15 protein-coding genes are annotated in these 18,267 nt (G+C 39.9%); 5 read left to right on the top strand and 10 right to left on the bottom strand.

What is annotated here, in order from left to right:
• Positions 1 to 127: 127 nt before the first annotated feature.
• The 8 genes from pyc to SAY88_RS04280 form a co-directional block, all read right to left on the bottom strand.
• Positions 128 to 3,562: a pyruvate carboxylase gene (gene pyc, locus SAY88_RS04315; protein WP_332629601.1), complete on the bottom strand. Its 3,435-nt coding sequence runs from the start codon at positions 3,560 to 3,562 to the stop codon at positions 128 to 130.
• A gap of 249 nt (positions 3,563 to 3,811) precedes the next feature.
• Positions 3,812 to 4,636: a DODA-type extradiol aromatic ring-opening family dioxygenase gene (locus tag SAY88_RS04310; protein ID WP_250097529.1), complete on the bottom strand. Its 825-nt coding sequence runs from the start codon at positions 4,634 to 4,636 to the stop codon at positions 3,812 to 3,814.
• A gap of 65 nt (positions 4,637 to 4,701) precedes the next feature.
• Positions 4,702 to 5,046, bottom strand: coding sequence for a 4-oxalocrotonate tautomerase (locus SAY88_RS04305; RefSeq protein WP_332629598.1), 345 nt, complete (start codon positions 5,044 to 5,046; stop codon positions 4,702 to 4,704).
• A gap of 121 nt (positions 5,047 to 5,167) precedes the next feature.
• Positions 5,168 to 5,956, bottom strand: a complete 789-nt coding sequence (locus tag SAY88_RS04300; RefSeq protein WP_332629596.1) for a 2-keto-4-pentenoate hydratase — start codon at positions 5,954 to 5,956, stop codon at positions 5,168 to 5,170.
• 12 nt (positions 5,957 to 5,968) lie between these two features.
• On the bottom strand, positions 5,969 to 6,994 hold the full coding sequence (gene dmpG, locus SAY88_RS04295) for a 4-hydroxy-2-oxovalerate aldolase (RefSeq protein WP_332629594.1): 1,026 nt from the start codon (positions 6,992 to 6,994) through the stop codon (positions 5,969 to 5,971).
• 32 nt (positions 6,995 to 7,026) lie between these two features.
• On the bottom strand, positions 7,027 to 7,914 hold the full coding sequence (locus SAY88_RS04290) for an acetaldehyde dehydrogenase (acetylating) (protein ID WP_332629592.1): 888 nt from the start codon (positions 7,912 to 7,914) through the stop codon (positions 7,027 to 7,029).
• 23 nt (positions 7,915 to 7,937) lie between these two features.
• Positions 7,938 to 8,717: a 2-keto-4-pentenoate hydratase gene (locus SAY88_RS04285; protein ID WP_332629589.1), complete on the bottom strand. Its 780-nt coding sequence runs from the start codon at positions 8,715 to 8,717 to the stop codon at positions 7,938 to 7,940.
• A 75-nt stretch (positions 8,718 to 8,792) separates the two neighbouring features.
• Positions 8,793 to 10,256, bottom strand: a complete 1,464-nt coding sequence (locus SAY88_RS04280; RefSeq protein ID WP_332629586.1) for an aldehyde dehydrogenase — start codon at positions 10,254 to 10,256, stop codon at positions 8,793 to 8,795.
• Positions 10,257 to 10,483: 227 nt separating this feature from the next.
• Here SAY88_RS04280 and SAY88_RS04275 point away from each other — a divergent pair, with 227 nt between their 5' ends.
• Entirely contained in the window at positions 10,484 to 11,263 is a 780-nt protein-coding gene (locus tag SAY88_RS04275; protein WP_332629583.1) for an IclR family transcriptional regulator, read from the top strand.
• A gap of 97 nt (positions 11,264 to 11,360) precedes the next feature.
• Positions 11,361 to 12,302 (top strand): amidohydrolase family protein, encoded by a 942-nt coding sequence (locus SAY88_RS04270; RefSeq protein WP_332629580.1) that lies wholly within the window; start codon positions 11,361 to 11,363, stop codon positions 12,300 to 12,302.
• 187 nt (positions 12,303 to 12,489) lie between these two features.
• Here the strand turns inward: SAY88_RS04270 and SAY88_RS04265 are convergent, their stop codons facing one another.
• Positions 12,490 to 13,683 (bottom strand): 4-hydroxybenzoate 3-monooxygenase, encoded by a 1,194-nt coding sequence (locus SAY88_RS04265; RefSeq protein WP_332629577.1) that lies wholly within the window; start codon positions 13,681 to 13,683, stop codon positions 12,490 to 12,492.
• A gap of 141 nt (positions 13,684 to 13,824) precedes the next feature.
• Between SAY88_RS04265 and SAY88_RS04260 the strand changes: the two genes are divergently transcribed.
• The 3 genes from SAY88_RS04260 (at position 13,825) to SAY88_RS04250 (ending at position 16,707) form a co-directional block, all read left to right on the top strand.
• Positions 13,825 to 14,583: an IclR family transcriptional regulator gene (locus tag SAY88_RS04260; RefSeq protein ID WP_332629574.1), complete on the top strand. Its 759-nt coding sequence runs from the start codon at positions 13,825 to 13,827 to the stop codon at positions 14,581 to 14,583.
• A gap of 29 nt (positions 14,584 to 14,612) precedes the next feature.
• Positions 14,613 to 15,389 (top strand): IclR family transcriptional regulator, encoded by a 777-nt coding sequence (locus SAY88_RS04255; protein WP_332629571.1) that lies wholly within the window; start codon positions 14,613 to 14,615, stop codon positions 15,387 to 15,389.
• A gap of 109 nt (positions 15,390 to 15,498) precedes the next feature.
• The gene (locus tag SAY88_RS04250; protein ID WP_332629568.1) at positions 15,499 to 16,707 is read left to right on the top strand and encodes a CynX/NimT family MFS transporter; all 1,209 of its coding nucleotides are present in this window, start codon (positions 15,499 to 15,501) and stop codon (positions 16,705 to 16,707) included.
• 52 nt (positions 16,708 to 16,759) lie between these two features.
• Here SAY88_RS04250 and SAY88_RS04245 read toward each other — a convergent pair whose 3' ends face one another.
• Entirely contained in the window at positions 16,760 to 18,220 is a 1,461-nt protein-coding gene (locus SAY88_RS04245) for an aldehyde dehydrogenase family protein (RefSeq protein ID WP_332629565.1), read from the bottom strand.
• Positions 18,221 to 18,267 lie beyond the last annotated feature (47 nt).

Below are 18,267 nucleotides of genomic sequence, written 5' to 3'. Positions count from 1 at the left end.
CGTGTAACGAAATTCTATTTTTTGATTTTGACTTAAGTGTGCTATTTAAAGAAAAGGCCACTCTAATAGTAAGTGGCCTTTAGGTAGTAAAACTATAACATTTTCTACAAAAGAGTACTTGAGCATTCTACTCCAACTCCAACAGCAGATCCCCTGTCTGTATCGCTTCCCCATTACTCACATGCACTTCTTTCACGACACCGTCAAATGGAGCTTGTACTGTGGTTTCCATCTTCATTGCTTCTGTAATCATAAGGTGATCACCTTTTTTCACCTGATCTTCTTTAACAACTAATGCTTTTAAAACCGTACCAGGCATCGAAGCACCAATATGACTTGGGTTTCCTTTGTCAGCTTTTACTTTGGCTGTGACGATGGATTTTACATTTTCATCTTTAATTACTACTTCACGAGGTTGACCATTTAGTTCAAAATAGACTATCCGATTGCCATCGCTTTGCGGTTTAGAAATCGAAACGAGTTTCACAATTAATGTTTTTCCTTTTTCAATTTCTACATCAATTTCTTCACCTAATCTTAGTCCATAAAAGAAAGTAGGTGTATCTAGCACCGATACATCTCCAAATTGCTTACGGAATTGCTCAAATTCTAAAAACACCTTCGGATAAAGGGTATATGAAAGCAAATCATGACTAGTTACTTGTCTTTCTAATTTATGAAAGAGTGTTTCCTTCATTTCTTGGAAATCAACTGATTCCATCGTTTCCCCTGGTCGTCCTACAAGCGGTTGTTTTCCTTTTAAAATGATGGTTTGCAGCTCCTTCGGGAACCCTTGATATGGTTTGCCGAGCTGCCCTTGGAAAAATTCAACAACTGAATCCGGAAAATCTAATTGCTGTCCTCGCTCAAAAATATCTTGTTCTGTCAGGTCATTTTGTATCATGTACAGTGCCATATCACCAACGACTTTTGATGACGGTGTTACCTTTACAACATCACCGAACATATCGTTAACAGATCGATACATCTTCTTTACTTCATTCCAGCGATCTGTTAAGCCAACTGCTTTCGCCTGTTGCTGAAGGTTACTATATTGTCCACCAGGCATTTCATGTTCGTATACTTCTGTATGCGGAGCATTCATCCCACTTTCAAATCCAGCATAATACTTACGAGTTGCATCCCAGAACTCAGCTAATTGTTCAAATGCTTGGATATCGACATTTGGTTGTCGCTTAGACCCGCTTAACGCATAATACAAACTGTTTGCACTCGGCTGAGACGTTAGCCCTGCCATTGAACTAACTGCGACATCGACAATATCTACTCCTGCTTCAATTGCTCGTGCATATGTGAATAAACCGTTTCCACTAGTATCATGTGTATGCAAATGAATTGGAATTGTAATGCTGTCCTTTAACTCGGTAATTAACTGATAAGCCGCCTCAGGTTTTAACAAACCTGCCATATCTTTTATCCCAAGTATGTGAGCGCCTGCCTGCTCTAATTCTTTAGCTAATGATTTGTAATAGGTTATATCGTATTTCGTGCGGCTTGAATCCAAAATATCACCTGTATAGCACATTGATGCTTCAGCAACTTTTCCATTATCACGAACAGAATCAATTGCCAGCCTCATTCCTTCTACCCAGTTTAAGCTGTCGAAAATTCGAAAGACATCAATCCCTGCTTCAGCAGACTTCTTAACAAATTGTTCAATAACATTATCCGGATAGTTCGTATATCCGACCGCGTTGGATGCACGTAGTAACATTTGAAATAAGACATTCGGTGATTGCTTGCGTAATGTCAACAAACGCTCCCATGGATCCTCATGTAGAAAACGCATCGTTACATCGTACGTTGCTCCACCCCACATTTCCATTGAAAAAAGATTAGGAAGTAGTCTAGCTGTCGGTTCTGCAATTTTCTTTAAGTCATGTGTCCGAATTCTAGTTGCAAGCAAGGATTGGTGGGCATCTCGGAATGTTGTATCAGTTAATAACACCTCATTTTGTTCCTTTACCCACTTCGCTAGTCCTTCTGGTCCATGCTGATCCAAAATTTGTTTCGTTCCATTTGGAATCGGATCTATATACTTTACTTTAGGAACAGGAGGTTTTTCAAAAATTGGTTTTTTGATCTGTTCCAACCCAGGGTACCCATTAACAATGGTTTCACCAATAAACGAAAGCATCTTCGTTCCTCGGTCTTTCCGCTTTGGAAATACAAACAACTCTGGAGATTGATCAATAAACGATGTATTGTATTCTCCCGATAAAAACTTCGGATGTTGAACGACGTTTTCTAAAAAAGCAATATTCGTTTTAATCCCACGAATTCGAAACTCACGTAAATTACGTAACATTTTCGATGCAGCTCCGTCAAATGTAAGCGCCCATGTCGATACTTTTACAAGTAATGAATCATAATAAGGGGTAATAACTGACCCTTGAAATCCATTCCCGGCATCCAATCTAACTCCAAATCCACCACCGGAACGATACGCATTAATTCGTCCGGTATCCGGCAAGAAACCGTTACTTGGATCTTCTGTCGTTACTCGAGATTGAATTGCAAATCCATTACAAACAATGTTTTCTTGACTTGGAATTCCTAGCTTACGTCCATGTAACTGTTCTCCGTCAGCAATCATGATTTGTGATTGAACAATGTCAATCCCCGTCACCATTTCGGTAATCGTATGCTCTACTTGGACACGCGGATTCACTTCGATGAAGTAGAACTTCCCGTCATCTGTAGCTAAGAATTCAACTGTACCAGCATTAACATACTTTATATTTTCAGCCAACTGTACAGCAGCATCACAAATCTGTTGACGAACGTCTTCACTTAAAGAAACACTCGGAGCTATCTCAACGACTTTTTGATGGCGTCGTTGAACAGAACAATCTCGTTCATATAAATGAACAATATTTCCATGTTTATCAGCCAATATTTGCACTTCAATATGCTTCGGATTCTCAATAAATTTCTCAACATACACTTCATCATTACCACATGCAGATTTGGCTTCAGATTTGGCACGATCATAAGATTCACGCAGTTCACTAGCAGAGCGAACGATACGCATCCCTCGCCCACCACCACCAAGTGAAGCTTTAATGATAAACGGGAATCCATGCTTTCCTGCAAATGCTTCAACTTCTTCCACATTCTCAACTGGTCCATCACTACCTGGAATAACAGGCAGTCCAGCCTTCAACGCTTGTTCTCTTGCCTGAACTTTATCGCCAAACATATCTAGGTGGTCCAGTTCTGGTCCAATAAATATAATTCCTTCTTCAAAACATCGCTTCGCGAAATCAATATTTTCTGACAAAAACCCATATCCAGGATGGATCGCATCAACCTCGTTCCGTTTTGCTAGTTCAATAATTCCTTCAATATCCAAATACGCTTCAATTGGCTTTTTCCCTTCACCAACAAGATAAGCCTCATCAGCTTTATAACGGTGAAATGCTCCTGAATCTTCATTCGAATAAATCGCAACTGTTCGGATGTTTAATTCGGTACACGCACGGAAAATTCGGATAGCAATTTCCCCACGATTCGCTACTAATATCTTTTTAATGTTCATAAATGTTCCTCTTCTCTTTATTGTTCTTCGTTCAAGATTATTAAAAAAACCTCAATAAATCGTTCAAGAGGCACAAGATTATCAAATGAAAGTAATACACTTTCTTTACATAGTACAAAATATTCCTGTAATCAGACTAAGTAGTTTGTTTTAAGAACGCCTCTACCTTAAAATATCAAAAATTAGTTCGGCTAATACATGAAAAGACATTCTAACAACTAGAATGCCTTCTCAAAACACGACGCTTTGCTACTTACTCCCTTGTAATGTTTTCTCAGGTTCAAATGTCATAATCGCATTTCCACTTCCAGATGACTGGGCATAAGTATGGAATGATGGTTTATAGCTATCTTCTAATGTTCCAAGTAACATAGCTAAGTGACGTCCTCCACCTTCTACACCAGCAACATTTGCGTATTGAGGAAGCATTTCCTTAGCTAAATCCCAGTTTCGATTCATTATATAATCGATGAACTGTTTATCTAAAGCCTGCTCTGAGACAGTTGGCATATGATGACGGCCTCGTACTAAATTATGAGCAAGTGCACCACTATAAACAAAAACGTATTTTTTATCGCTATTGTTTAACACTTCCCCAATCGCTTGCCCCCATTTATACGTTTCTTCTAAACCAGCTGCCATTGTAATTGACAAGTTAACAACAGGAATATCTGCATTTGGGACAAGGTAGCGTAAAGGGACGACTGTTCCATAATCCCATACATACGTTGGATCATTCACCGCGATAACAGGAAGACGTGCATGTTTTCCAGCTAAAACAAGCTCCTCTCCCAGTGCTTGGTCTCCAGGATAATCATAGGCAACATCCGAAATAATATCCGGACATTCAAATGCAGTTAAAATTCCTTTATGTCTTGGCGACACATCTACATAATGATGGAACGTTGATTGCCAGTGGCAAGAAATTAAAATAACCGCATCTGGTTTGATCTCTTCGATTTGCTTAGAGATTTCATCCATCTTTGCCACGATATCTTGTTGAAAGTCAGGAACATTTTCACGATGACAAATACTAGGAACGTGAGCAGCTAAAATACCTAATTCAATCGTCATTTTTCATTCCCCCTATAAAAATTAAAATCTCCCCAAATAAATATAGAGCTTGCAACAATTCATCTCTACTTAGAAGCGTTACGTTTCTCTACTGACTCACCAGCAATTCCCCAATGAGATTTGGGTACCTCAGTAACCAAAACTCGAACACTCTCTTTTGGAACCTCTAATGTTGAGGAGATCGTCTCAGTAACATCAGCAATTACCTTCTCGATTTTCTCCTTCGGTCGGCCTTCCATCATGTTAACGTTTACAATCGGCATAATACTTTCCCTCCTTTTTAATGTTCTCAAGACGCTACTGTTACATCTTGAAATCCAATCCAGATTTATGAATGAATTCTTTTTATGCTTGTTTACGAGTAATAAAATAGGGAAAACCTGCCCTTTTACCCTCAATAGTGCGAACATGGTTGCGATGACTCCTCTCGCCGTGCGCTTTTTGAGAAGATCGCTCAAAAAGCTTAAAACACTACGGCGGCTTCGCTCATTGCTTCGAGTAATAGAAAAAGGGAAGATCGCCCTTTTTCTATTACTCTCCTACACTAAAGCTCACTTCGCCTAGGCCGTCGAATTTGCCTGTTACATAGTCGCCATAAGAGAGGTGTACTGCTCCAGTAATTCCACCAGTTAGAATGATTTGACCTGCTTTTAGCTTTTCTCCTTTACGGTGAAGCATGTTCGCAAGCATTGCTACGGAGTTTGCAGGATGACCTAATACAGCTGCACCAGCACCTAGGTCTTTAATCTCACCATTGATTGATAATACCGTTCCGATTAACTCTAAGTCCAACTCTTCAGGTTTACGTACTTTGCTTCCAAATACAACTTGAGAAGTTGAAGCGTTATCAGCAACCACATCTGGTAATGTAAAGTTAAAGTTTTCATAGCGGCTGTCAATGATTTCGAGTGCTGGGCAAACATAGTCTGTCGCAGCCAAAACTTGAGCACCCGATACACCGGGACCTTCAATATCTTTTCCTAGGATAAAAGCTACTTCCGCTTCTACTTTTGGATGAATAAAATCAGCTAATGAAATTTTCCCACCATCTTGGACAATCATATTATCAAAAACATATCCGTAAATCGGTTCCTCTACATTCATTTGTTTCATTTTCGCGCGACTTGTTAAGCCCATTTTTGGACCAACGATGTTATGACCTTGTTCAAGCTTCATTTTCACTAATTCTTCTTGAATATCATATGCTTCCTCTACCGTTAAGTTAGGAACTTTATCTGAAGTTATACGAACAACTTCTTTTCTTTGTAATTCAGCATCTAGTAAAAACTTTGCAATCTCTTTATTCGACATGCTACTCATAATATCCCCCCACTACACTTTCAAACTGTTTTGTTTGTTTGCAATTTCAGCTGCTACATCGATAATCATGTCTTCTTGTCCGCCGACTACTTTTCTCTTTCCTAATTCAATTAAAATATCACGAGAGTCTACATTAAATTGTTTCGCTGCTCTTTGGGAGTGAAGCAAAAAGCTTGAGTACACCCCAGCGTAGCCCATGACAAGACTATCTCTCGTAATCTCTTGTGGTTGAGTTAAAATTGGCGCAACAATGTTTTCAGCCAAATCCATCATTTTATATAAATCTACTCCACTATTTAATCCCATTCTCTCAAGTACAGCGACTAATACTTCTGTTTGTGTATTACCAGCACCTGCTCCTAAGCAACGTACACTACCATCAATTCTTGTTGCTCCTTCTTCTATCGCAGCTAATGTATTCGCCATCGCTAGAGACAAATTGTTATGTGCATGGAATCCTATGTTAATTGTTAAACTTTGACGAAGCGCTCGAATTCGCTCACGTACTTCGTTTGGAAGTAACGCTCCCGCTGAGTCTACAACGTAAACTGTATCTGCCCCGTAACTTTCCATTAACTTCGCTTGTTCAACAAGCTTGTCGACAGGAGCCATGTGTGACATCATCAGGAAACCGACCGTTTCCATTCCTAGCTCTTTTGCTAGATTAATATGCTGAGGAGATACATCCGCTTCTGTAACATGTGTAGCAATACGTGCCATTTTAGCACCAAGCTCCGCTGCTTGTTTCAACTCATTCATCGTTCCAATTCCTGGAATCAAAAGGACAGCTACTTTCGTTTGGTCACAAACAGATACAGCTGCTTCGATTAATTTCATTTCATCCGTTAACGAACGTCCATATTGTTCGGATGATCCAGCTAAGCCATCACCATGAGCTACTTCAATGTATGGAACACCTGCATCATTTAATGCACGAGCCACTTCTGTTACTTGTTCAACTGTATATTGATGACCGATTGCATGACTTCCATCACGCAAGGCAACTTCTGTAAGTAAAATATCTCGATTATCGCTCATTTTCTCCATCCCTTTCTATGGCAAGTTCAATTTTAGATGATTGCAGAGTTTAGCTTGTTTTTTGCAAGTTCTTCTGCTACCTTCACGGATGCAGCTGTCATAATGTCTAAGTTTCCAGAATAAGAAGGTAAGTAATCACCTGCTCCTTCTACTTCTATGAAAATCGTGACACGGTTTCCAACAAAAATAGGTTCTGTTCTCAAACGGTATCCAGGTACATACGATTGAACGCTATCAGCCATTTCTTGGATTGACTTAGTAATTGCGGCTTCATCCATTTTCCCAGGTTCCACCACAGCGTATACTGTGTCTCTCATTAGAATAGGAGGCTCTGCTGGGTTTAGAATAATGATCGCTTTCCCTCGTTTCGCCCCACCAATCTCTTCAATTCCACGCTTTGTCGTTTGCGTGAACTCATCAATATTTGCTCTTGTACCAGGACCAGCACTTTTACTCGAAATTGTAGCAACAATCTCTGCATACTCAACTGGTGCTACTCGGTTCACGGCATGAACCATCGGAATCGTCGCCTGACCACCACAAGTAATTAAGTTAATATTTGGTACATCTAGGTTTGAATCTAGATTTACAGGTGGTACAACAAATGGTCCTCTTGCTGCAGGAGTTAAATCGAGAACTTGTTTGCCTGCTTCTTTTAACAATTTCGCATGACGGACATGGGCTTTTGCTGATGTCGCATCAAAGAAAATATCTGCTAATTCACTATTCGCCTCCAAAAATTCTTCAAGCCCATTAGTGAACGTTTGATAGCCTCTTTCTTTCGCACGTTTTACTCCATCAGAATGTGGGTCAATACCAATAAGTGACGTCAATTCTAGCATCTTGGATCTTTCAATTTTCAACATTAAATCTGTACCGATATTACCTGTTCCTATAATCGCTACTTTAATTTTATCCATGTGAATCTCCTTCCGAACATTATTTATGATGAAAAACGAACTGAAACCTCACCTAGATGAGCAATTTTTGCTGTGAAAACATCACCAGGCTCTGCATCAACTGCAGCTGAAAGTGCCCCTGATAAAATGACTTCTCCTGCTTTTAACGTAATATCAAACTCGCTTAATTTGTTTGCCAGCCATGCAACGCAGTTAGCTGGATGACCCATTACTGCTGCCCCCACTCCTGTATTGACAATCTCACCATTCCTCAAGAGGACCATTCCAACCTGAGAAAGATCGACTTTATCGACACTGACTGGCTTGCCGCCAAGTACGTAATGGCTGCTTGATGCGTTATCAGCAATCGTATCTGGCAATTTAATTTTCCAGTCTTTTACTCGACTATCAACAATCTCTAATGACGGCAATAGATAATCGGTTGCTTGAATCACATCTAACGCTGTTACATTAGGTCCTTTTAAATCTTTTTTAAATACAAAGGCAACTTCTCCTTCTACTTTTGGTTGCATGACTTCGTTATAAGAAAGCTCTGTTCCATTTTCAACAACCATTCCATCTAGTAGATGTCCGTAATCCGGTTCATCAACACCTAATAATTTTTGCATCGCAACAGATGTTAGGCCGATTTTTTTTCCAACGATCGTCTGTCCTTGTGCTACCTTCTGCTTAATAATTTCTAATTGAACAGCATATGCATCTTGAACTGTAAACGAAGGGCTTTGGTCTGTTAATGCCACTGTACCCACTCGATCTTGTTCTGCTTGTAAGAGCTGATTTGCAAACGATTCTGGTGTGCTCATCGTTTTCCCTCCTTATATATGTGAAAAAAGGGGAAGGAGCTCTGGAGTATGCTCCATGCTCCACTCCTCATTAAATTAAAGCTTAATGCAAATATTTTTTAGTTCACTGTAGAATTCGAAGCTATGCATTCCGCCTTCACGTCCAATTCCACTTTGCTTCATTCCACCAAACGGAGTACGTAAGTCACGTAAGAACCATGTGTTAACCCAAATGATTCCCGCTTCTACTTCGTTTGCTACACGGTGAGCACGACGAAGGTCATTCGTCCAAATTGAAGCACTTAATCCATAGTGAGAGTCATTTACTTGAGCAATCACTTCATCTTCTAGATCAAAAGGAATGACTGTAACAACTGGTCCGAAGATTTCTTCGCGAACACAACGCGCATTGCGATCAAGATCAGTAATGATGGTCGGCTCAATATAATACCCTTTTTCAAAGCCTTCCGGACGGCCACCACCTGTGCGGATTGTGCCCCCTTCTTCTCTAGCTAGTTCAAGGTACCCAAGTACTCGCTCGTAGTGCTCTTTCCCAATCATTGCACCAATTTTTGTTTTCTCATCAAATGGGTCTCCAACAACTAATTCCTTCGTTTTAGCGACAAATTTTTCAACGAATTCATCATACGCTGCACGCTCAACATAAATTCTTGATCCGCACAAGCAAACTTCCCCTTGGTTGATGAAACTTGATTTAATGGTTGTTTCTAATACTTCATCAAGATCCGAATCAGCAAAGATGATATTTGGATTCTTTCCACCTAACTCATAGGAAAGTTTTTTAAGCGAATTCGCTGCTGCTTTCATAATCGCTGTCCCAGTTGATGTTTCCCCTGTGAATGTTATGGCATCTACATCTGGGTGCTCAGTAAGTGCTGCACCGGCTGAGTCAGGACCAAATCCGTGCACGACGTTTACAACGCCGTCTGGTACTCCTGCTTCTTTACAAATTTCAGCGAGTACCGTTGCTGTCATAGGTGTCCACTCTGCAGGCTTCATAACCGCTGTATTACCAGCTGCTAAACAAGGAGCCAACTTCCAAGTTAAGAGAAGCATTGGTAGATTCCAAGGGTTGATTAACCCAACAACTCCAACTGGTTTACGTACTGCATAGTTAATCGCTACATCATCGTGCTGATACGCTTCAGTTCCCATTGTTGTCATATAATCAGCAAAGAAGTGGAAATTGTATGCCGCTCTTGGAATGTCAATTGTGCTTGATAACCAGATTGGCTTCCCTGTATCTAAAGATTCTAAACGAGCAAGTTCATCTTTTCTTTCTAAGATTAAATCACCAATTTTACGTAAAATTTTAGAGCGCTCTGTAAGAGGCATCGTCTTCCAGCGACCGTTTAGTGCTCTTTTGGCTGCTGCTACAGCTAAGTCAATTTCCTCCTTGCCACCTTCAGCAACTGAACCAAGTACCTCTTCATTTGCCGGATTTGTGTTAATGAATGCTTTATTATTTTCAGAATCCCTATACTGTCCATTAATAAAATGTCTACAATCAATTCCTGTTGCAGTAGTAACCGTTTTCATTATAAATTCCCCCATTCTGAAAATTGAAGTTATAATCTGTTCTTACGTATAGAATAATCAATATTTGTACCTCATAAAAGACCGTTGTTCTTTTATACGCAACATTTAAAAACTTTTTTAAATAATTTTTTGATTATTCATTTTTCTCATTTATTATGATATAGTGAATTCAACTTCTATAAAAGAACATCGTTCCTCTATACACAACAGAATAGGAGGTTTTTTATGTGCCAACAGAAAAGAAAAAGGATTACACGTTATCATCAGTGAAAAATGCACTCCGAATTTTGAGAAGGTTTTCTATGGAAGAGTCAGAGTTAAAGATTACTGATTTAGCAAAAGACCTAGATCTAGGAAAAAGTACAGTAAGTCGATTAATGTCTACACTGGCTAGTGAAGGATTTGTAGAGAAAAACCCGGAAAACCAACGATACCGCCTAGGATTATCGATCCTTTCTCTTGCAAGTGTGTGTACGTCAAACTTTGAAATTCATAAAGAAGCGATGCCTGTTTTGCATCAGTTAGTTGAAAAAACTGGTGAAACGGCCCACTTAGCTATCCTTGATGGACTAGATGTCATTTACCTCCACAAGGTGGAGAGCAAACACCATGTCAGAGCATTTACGCACATTGGTAAAAGAAATCCAGCTTATGCAACTAGTTCAGGTAAAGTACTGCTCGCTTATAACGAGGAGCACTATGTTGAAAGAACTATTGCTAGGGGCTTTGAACACTTCACAGACAATACCATTACAGACCGAGATCAATTATATCAAGCCCTTAAAGAAATTCGCACAAAAGGCTATGCCTTGAGTATTGAAGAAATCTTTGAAGGTGTTGTATCAATTGCGTCCCCTGTGAGAGATTATACAGGTCAGGTCATTGCATCCGTTAACATCGTGGGCCCAATGCAAAGACTTACAGAACGTTCCATTCCGATCCATACAAAAAAAGTAATTGAAGCAGGTAAACAAATTTCAGCAAGGTTAGGGTATCGAGCATTCTAGTATAACTAAACTGAACCTAGGCTATAAAATCTGTTTAATTGTCAGGTGAACTGAAAGCGATTCCAATCAACCCATAATTAAAAAGGAGCTGACAGATATGCACGATTTTCATACTCATTTTATCCCTGAAGAAGTGATGACTTGGATTAAGGACAACAAAGAACAAGTAAACGCAAGTTGGATTAAGAAAAGCCCTGACAAAGAAGAGTTCCTTTCAATTAATAACAAATGGGCATTTGAGTTAAAAAAAGAATTCATTGATGCCGATTTGTATTTAACTGACAAGGAAAGAGTTGGTGTAACACATGCCATCGTTTCACCGATTCCCCAACTATTTTTATATGACTTCCCTTCCGAGATTACAAGTGAACTAGCAACGGTTTACAATCAGTCTCTAGCTAAATGGAGTCACTCTAATAGCCAGCATTTATCTGCCTTAGCAACTGTATCTCTTAATCACCCTGAACTAGCCGCTCGTGATTTAAGAGATGCAATGGATGGAGGACTAAAAGGCGCGATTATCGGGCCAGGACTAGATGGGAAGTTACTATCCGATCCTTCTTTCACTCCGTTCTGGGAAGAAGCAAACAAGCAAAAAGCGATCGTCTTCATTCATCCTTTGTTATGTGAAGACCCACGTTTAAAGCAGAGAATGATGCCAAATTTGATTGGTGTCCCTTGGGAAACAACAATCTCGGCAACTGATATTCTACTAAGCGGTATGCTAGATACGTATAATGACGCAAGGATTCTATTAGCACACGGAGGCGGATTTCTCCCTTATCAAATTGGCAGAATGAACAAAGGGAATGAGATGTGGCCACTTGTTTCAAAGGCCTTACAAAAAGAACCGACCGAATACTTAAAAGATTTTTGGTATGACACGGTCTTATGGAATCAAAACACATTAGAATTCTTAGCTAAATCTGTAGGTGAAGAACGTATTGTTCCTGGTTCTGATTATCCATTCGACCTCTGTGCATGGCCTCCTTCTATTGATTTTTCAAAAGGTTCTCATTCTCTATTACAAGGAAAATAATAAGGTTAGTAGGGGGTTTCTCAAAAGGTCTGTTTTTGACCTTTCGAAAAACCCCCGAAGCAATGAGCGAAGTCGCTACATCTGTTAAAAGCCTTGAGAGGATTGGGTTTCTCCTCTCAAGGCGCGTAGCGAACGGAGCCCATTGCCTCCTCTGTTCCGGATTTTTTTGGACAGCCTCTTAGACATTTTATACTTGTAACGCCTTTGCACTCTCCCATTCTAAAGGCAAGCCAACATAGTTTTCAGATAAGCTTGTTAACGCAGCACGGGAGGAAGTTACATAGTCTAACTCACTAATTTGAATCCCTCTCTCAAATGACGTATGACTAAAATCGCGATGAAGCATCGTTGTCATCCACCAAGAGAACCTTTGTGCTTTCCAAATGCGACGTAAAGCGATCTCTGAATAACTTTCTAGCAGATCATTGCTCCCTGATTTAAAGAACCTTTCAATACCTTTGCTAAGAACTTGAACATCAGACATCGCCAAATTCAAGCCTTTTGCTCCAGTAGGTGGTACAATATGCGCTGCATCTCCTGCAATAAATAATCGACCGTGCTGCATAGGTTCACACACAAAACTTCGCATAGATACAATATTCTTTTGAATAATTGGTCCGTCTGGTAACGTCCATCCATCTGTTTCCACTCGTGCTTTTAGTTCAGTCCAGATACGGTCATCTGACCAATTTGCAATATCGTCATTCGGATCTACTTGAATATAATGACGTTGAATTTCAGGTGTTCGCTGACTAATAAGTGCAAACCCTCTTTCATGATTAGAATAGATTAATTCCGGGTTTGCAATTGGGGTTTCTGCAAGAATTCCTAGCCAACCAAAAGGATAAATCTTTTGATTTTCCGTACGATTTGGAATCATTTTACGACTTGGTCCATGGAAACCATCACAACCAGCTATGAAATCACAGACAAGTTCTTCCTCTCCTTCATCGTGTTTAAAACGGATCTTTGGTGAGTCTGTCTCAATGTCATGAAGAGTTACATCACTAACGCTAAAGTAAATCTTGCCACCTGCGCCTAATCGTTCCGCTACCAAATCCTTAATTACTTCATGCTGTGGGTACACCATAACACTCTTTCCTTCAGTAAGTTCATGCATATTGACTCGATGTCTAATTCCATTATACTGAAGCTCAATTCCATGATGTGTATGACCTTCACGCATCATCCGCTCTCCTACCCCAGTAGCATTCAAAAGGTCAACCGTTCCTTGCTCAAGCACACCTGCACGAATGGTACCTTCTATCTCCTCCCTTGAACGGTTTTCAAGAATAACAGACTTAATACCTCCAAGGTGTAATAGATGTGAAAGCATTAGACCAGCTGGACCAGCACCAATGATACCTACTTGTGTTTTCATGAAAATACCCCTTTCGTTTTTACAAATAATTATTGAAAACGCTTACTACTCTCATTTAAAATAATAATATGGAAATGTTCAGAATAAAAGACTCTATTTCTTTTATGCGAAACATTTAACTTTTTTAGGAGGATTTACTGTATGGAAATGCAAGGAGTTCTAAAATCAGTATCAAACGGGCTTGCCATTCTACATTTATTCACAAATAAAAAGTCTACCTGGGGAGTCACAGAGATAGCAAATGTTCTCGGCTTAAACAAAAGTACAGTCAGTCGACTTGTAAAAGAGTTAGTAGTGGAAGGTTTCTTGGAAAAAACAGGATCTAAGTATCAGCTAGGTATTTCTGTCCTATGCTTAAGTGGCGTTATTACAACTCATTTAGAAATTTATCGTGAAGCAAAATCTCCTTTACAAGCACTAGTAACTAAAGTAGAAGAAACGGCACATGTTGCAATCCTAGAAGAATCCAACATTACGTACCTACATAAAGTAGAATGTCAGCACCCTGTTCAATTGTTATCGTATATTGGGAAAAACAATCCAGCAACGTGTACTAGTTCAGGAAAACTGTTATTAGCTTTTCAGTCTGATACTGTTGTGAAAAATGTTATAAATGGTGGCCTTCCTAAATGCGGACCTACTAGTGTTGTCGATCAAGATTTATTGTTGAATGATTTACAAGTGATCCGTCAGCAAGGTTATTCGATTTGTGTGAATGAATTACATGATGGAGTTGTAAGCATTGCAGCACCTGTCAGAGACTATACAGGGGAAGTCATTGCAGCAGTAAGCATCGTTGGGCCTACTTCGCGTATGAGAGAAGATTCCTTTCCTCAATATGTAGAAGAGGTTATCAAAGCAGGTCAGGAAATTTCAGAGAAACTTGGGTTCGTTGGTTAAAGAATCTGTACTTTTGAAAGGAGACCAAAATGAGATATCCAGCCATTAACAATGAATCTTTTTCTTCCATGCGAAATGCCCTCAGACTATTAAACTTGTTTACAATTGAAGAACCAGAATTAACTTTAAGTGAGATTGCAGAGAAATTACAGATTGCCCATAGTACAGCTCACCGACTCACAGTAACGCTCATCCACTCAAATCTTATTGTGAAAGAACCTAATACCAAAACATATCGTCCCGCGTCATCTATTTTATCAATGGGCAATACCTTTTTAAGCAAATATAAATTATGCCAAGTCTCCATACCTATATTAGAAGATTTAACAAAGAAAACAGGAGAAACAACGCACATATCGATTTTAAAAGGGACAAAAGTTGTTTACCTTTATAAAGTTGATAGTTCTCATCCTGTTCATCTTCTATCTCATGCAGGCAGACAAAATCCAATACACTGCACAAGCTCTGGACAGGTAATTCTAGCTTACCAGCCAGAAAATAAAATTCAAGAAGTTATCCAAGCAGGCTTGCCGGAATACACACCTCAAACAATTACTTCATCAAGAGTATTTTTACAAGCTCTATCTAAGATTCATCAGCAAGGATTTGCGATTAGTAAAGAGGAAATGCACATAGGAGTTACGTCCATTGCAGCACCAATCTATCATAAAGGACACGTTGTAGCATCTGTTAGCATTGCTGGTCCAACTACAAGAATAAACAAGTTAAAAATTGATTCTATGATTAAATTAGTTAAATTAGCAGCAATAAAGATTACGGAGAGTTCCAATGAAGTTTTGAAGTAAATTCTTAACTACAACGTTCTAGGTTATAAGGTTTGCCTAGTACTATAATTTTAAAAATTCTAGTAAGTATTTCAAAACTTGAGAGCTTCCTACTCAGAAAGAGGTGTACATGAGTAAACGTTCGATTTTTACCTTTCAAGGCCTAGTATTTCTTATTGGCTTAATGCTTGTAGCATTTAATTTACGATCTTCTATAACAGCTGTTGGACCTTTAATCAGTACAATCCGAATAGATACTAATCTCTCAAACAGTGTGATAGGGTTGCTTACAACACTACCTTTACTTGCCTTCGGTGTCTTTTCCATACTTGCACCTAAAATTGGCCGAAAGTGGGGAAACGAAACAACGGTTTTTATTGCTCTATTAATCCTCACGATGGGAATTCTCTTCCGTTCAACAGGGATGGTGTTTGCGTTATTTTTTGGAACAGCTATGCTTGGATTAGGGATTGCGATCTGTAACGTGTTAATTCCAGGGATCGTTAAAGGTAGGTTCCCTGAAAAAATGGGTCTTATGACTGGAATTTATACGACGTCTATGGCTTTAATGGCAGCGTTCGCTTCTGGTGTGAGTATTCCTCTTGCTCAGGGGTTTAACCTAGGCTGGGAGAAATCCTTAGCTGTTTGGGCTATCTTAGCAGGAGTCGCCGTTCTTGCTTGGAGTCCCCAGCTTCGAAAACAAAAGAGTCCGACTCAAGTTTCACAGTCTCCAAACAGTTCCATTTGGTCTTCTAAACTTGCATGGCAAGTAACGTTTTTTATGGGATTTCAATCTTGTATTTTTTACTGTATTATCGCTTGGATTCCTGAAATTCTCGTAAGTCGTGGCATCGATATTCCAACTGCCGGTTGGTTATTAACTTTAACCCAAATCGTCGGTCTTCCTGCAACTTTACTCGTGCCTATTCTAGCAGGGCGTCTGTCGAATCAAAAAGGGATTGTTTTAGGTATCGCACTCCTATATACGGTTGGCTTTCTCGGAATCTACCTTGGCGGTTCTTTAGGTTTGATGTCTGTTTATATGATGTGTTTAGGGGTTGCACAAGGAGCTGGTATTAGTCTTTCATTAAGTTTATTTGGCTTACGCTCGCAAAACGCATATGATGCAGCAAACCTATCTGGCATGGCACAATCAGCAGGTTATTTACTTGCTGCATTAGGACCTCTTCTGATGGGGCTTTTCTTTGACCTCTTCCATTCATGGTCCCCAGCATTTTTGTTATTTTTTGTGATGATATTTGCGATGGGAATCTCTGGGGTCCATGCAGGGCGCGATCAATTCCTTTTCCAATCAGAGCCTGAGAAATTAAGAGCATAAAAGAAAGGGTCTGTTTTATCCCAACCGGGAAGAACAGACCCTTTACCATTTATTAAAACGCAAACTGACGATACTTCGTCTGAACCGACACCCACTTCGTCGTCGTAAACTCATCCACAACCCACGGATTTCCAAAACGGCCTAATCCACTTGCTTTGTTTCCTCCAAATGGAATATGCGGCGCATCATTTACCGTTTGGTCGTTAATATGTGTCATCCCTGCTTCGACTTGCAATGCAAGCTCTTCCCCGCGCTCCAAATCACTTGTGAAGATCGCAGAGCTTAATCCATGCTCGGTATCATTCGCAAATTCAATCGCTTGCTCATCTGACTCCGCTTTAATAATCGTCGCAATTGGGGCGAATAATTCACTTTGCGCTAGTTGACTTGAATTATCAACATTCGTAAAGACAAACGGCGTTAGCACATTGCCAATACGTTCCCCTTCTAAGGCAACAGTAGCGCCCTCGCGTTTTGCTTCCTCAATGAAGTTTAGCGCCTTCTCCATTTGTCTATCATTTACTAGAGGTCCAATAACCGTTTTCGGATCACTTGTATCTCCGTATGGGAGTGCCGAGGCTTTCTCAACAAATTTTTGTACGAATTCATCATGTTTATCTTGATGAACGATAATCCGGTTAATGATCATACAAATTTGACCTTGGTGAATGAACTTCCCAAAAATCGCTGCTTCCACCGCACGATCGACATCGGCATCGGATAAGACGATCATTGGACTGTTTCCACCAAGTTCAAGCGCGACACGCTTTAAGTTTCTACCGGCAATTTCGCCAATATGACGACCTACTGCTGTGGATCCCGTGAAACTCACTAATTGGTAATTTGGATTCGTAAGCATGTCATCGCCAATTTCCTCAACATCCGTTTGAATCACATTTAGCACACCTTTAGGAAGTCCAGCTTCTTCAAATGCTTTCGCTAAAATCGCACCACCACTTAACCCCACTTGGATATCTGGCTTATGCACCACGCTATTTCCTAGCGCAATTGCAGGAGCGATCGTTCTCATTGATAGATTCATAGGGAAGTTAAATGGCGAGATCGACGCAATCACCCCTAGTGGTACACGGTGAATATGATTTAATTTTCCTTCCACATGTCCAGGTACTTCTCGTACTTGGTTCACCTCGTCGGCATATTTAATCGCTTCTTCTAAAAATTCAAGCGTTAAATGCAACTCGACGTTCGCTTTTAACACACTTCCACCTGTTTCACGACCTATGACATTCACAATCTCATCGCGGTTGGCCTTCAAGTAGTCTGCAGCCTTATGTAAGACTTCTCTCCGCTCATCTACTGTGCTTTTCGCCCATTGTTTTTGAGCAGCTTTGGCAATTTCAAATGCTTCTTCTACTTGCTTAGATGTAGCTAATTTAATAGAAGTGATTAAGGAGCCATCGTAAGGATTTGTAATATCATACGAACGTTCACTGCCTCCATCTACCCACTCACCATTAATGAAACTTTTGTTTAATTGTTCATAGTTTTGCATTCATAACACTCCTCTTTGCTAATATTTTTGGTTGTAAATTATACCCT

Origin of the sequence: Halalkalibacter flavus, from assembly GCF_036663575.1 — a bacterium.
Lineage (GTDB): Bacteria > Bacillota > Bacilli > Bacillales > Bacillaceae_D > Halalkalibacter > Halalkalibacter flavus.
This window is presented reverse-complemented; position numbering and strand designations above follow the sequence as displayed.

Bases quoted from the DNA above. Each gene is read 5' to 3' on its own strand.
- SAY88_RS04280 (WP_332629586.1), bottom strand. From the start codon at position 10,256: ATGAAAACGGTTACTACTGCAACAGGAATTGATTGTAGACATTTTATT.
- SAY88_RS04260 (WP_332629574.1), top strand. From the start codon at position 13,825: ATGGAAATGCAAGGAGTTCTAAAATCAGTATCAAACGGGCTTGCCATT.
- SAY88_RS04265 (WP_332629577.1), bottom strand. From the start codon at position 13,683: ATGAAAACACAAGTAGGTATCATTGGTGCTGGTCCAGCTGGTCTAATG.
- SAY88_RS04310 (WP_250097529.1), bottom strand. From the start codon at position 4,636: ATGACGATTGAATTAGGTATTTTAGCTGCTCACGTTCCTAGTATTTGT.
- SAY88_RS04255 (WP_332629571.1), top strand. From the start codon at position 14,613: ATGAGATATCCAGCCATTAACAATGAATCTTTTTCTTCCATGCGAAAT.
- pyc (WP_332629601.1), bottom strand. From the start codon at position 3,562: ATGAACATTAAAAAGATATTAGTAGCGAATCGTGGGGAAATTGCTATC.
- dmpG (WP_332629594.1), bottom strand. From the start codon at position 6,994: ATGAGCGATAATCGAGATATTTTACTTACAGAAGTTGCCTTGCGTGAT.
- SAY88_RS04285 (WP_332629589.1), bottom strand. From the start codon at position 8,717: ATGAGCACACCAGAATCGTTTGCAAATCAGCTCTTACAAGCAGAACAA.
- SAY88_RS04300 (WP_332629596.1), bottom strand. From the start codon at position 5,956: ATGAGTAGCATGTCGAATAAAGAGATTGCAAAGTTTTTACTAGATGCT.
- SAY88_RS04250 (WP_332629568.1), top strand. From the start codon at position 15,499: ATGAGTAAACGTTCGATTTTTACCTTTCAAGGCCTAGTATTTCTTATT.
- SAY88_RS04245 (WP_332629565.1), bottom strand. From the start codon at position 18,220: ATGCAAAACTATGAACAATTAAACAAAAGTTTCATTAATGGTGAGTGG.
- SAY88_RS04290 (WP_332629592.1), bottom strand. From the start codon at position 7,914: ATGGATAAAATTAAAGTAGCGATTATAGGAACAGGTAATATCGGTACA.
- SAY88_RS04270 (WP_332629580.1), top strand. From the start codon at position 11,361: ATGCACGATTTTCATACTCATTTTATCCCTGAAGAAGTGATGACTTGG.
- SAY88_RS04305 (WP_332629598.1), bottom strand. From the start codon at position 5,046: ATGTTCGCACTATTGAGGGTAAAAGGGCAGGTTTTCCCTATTTTATTA.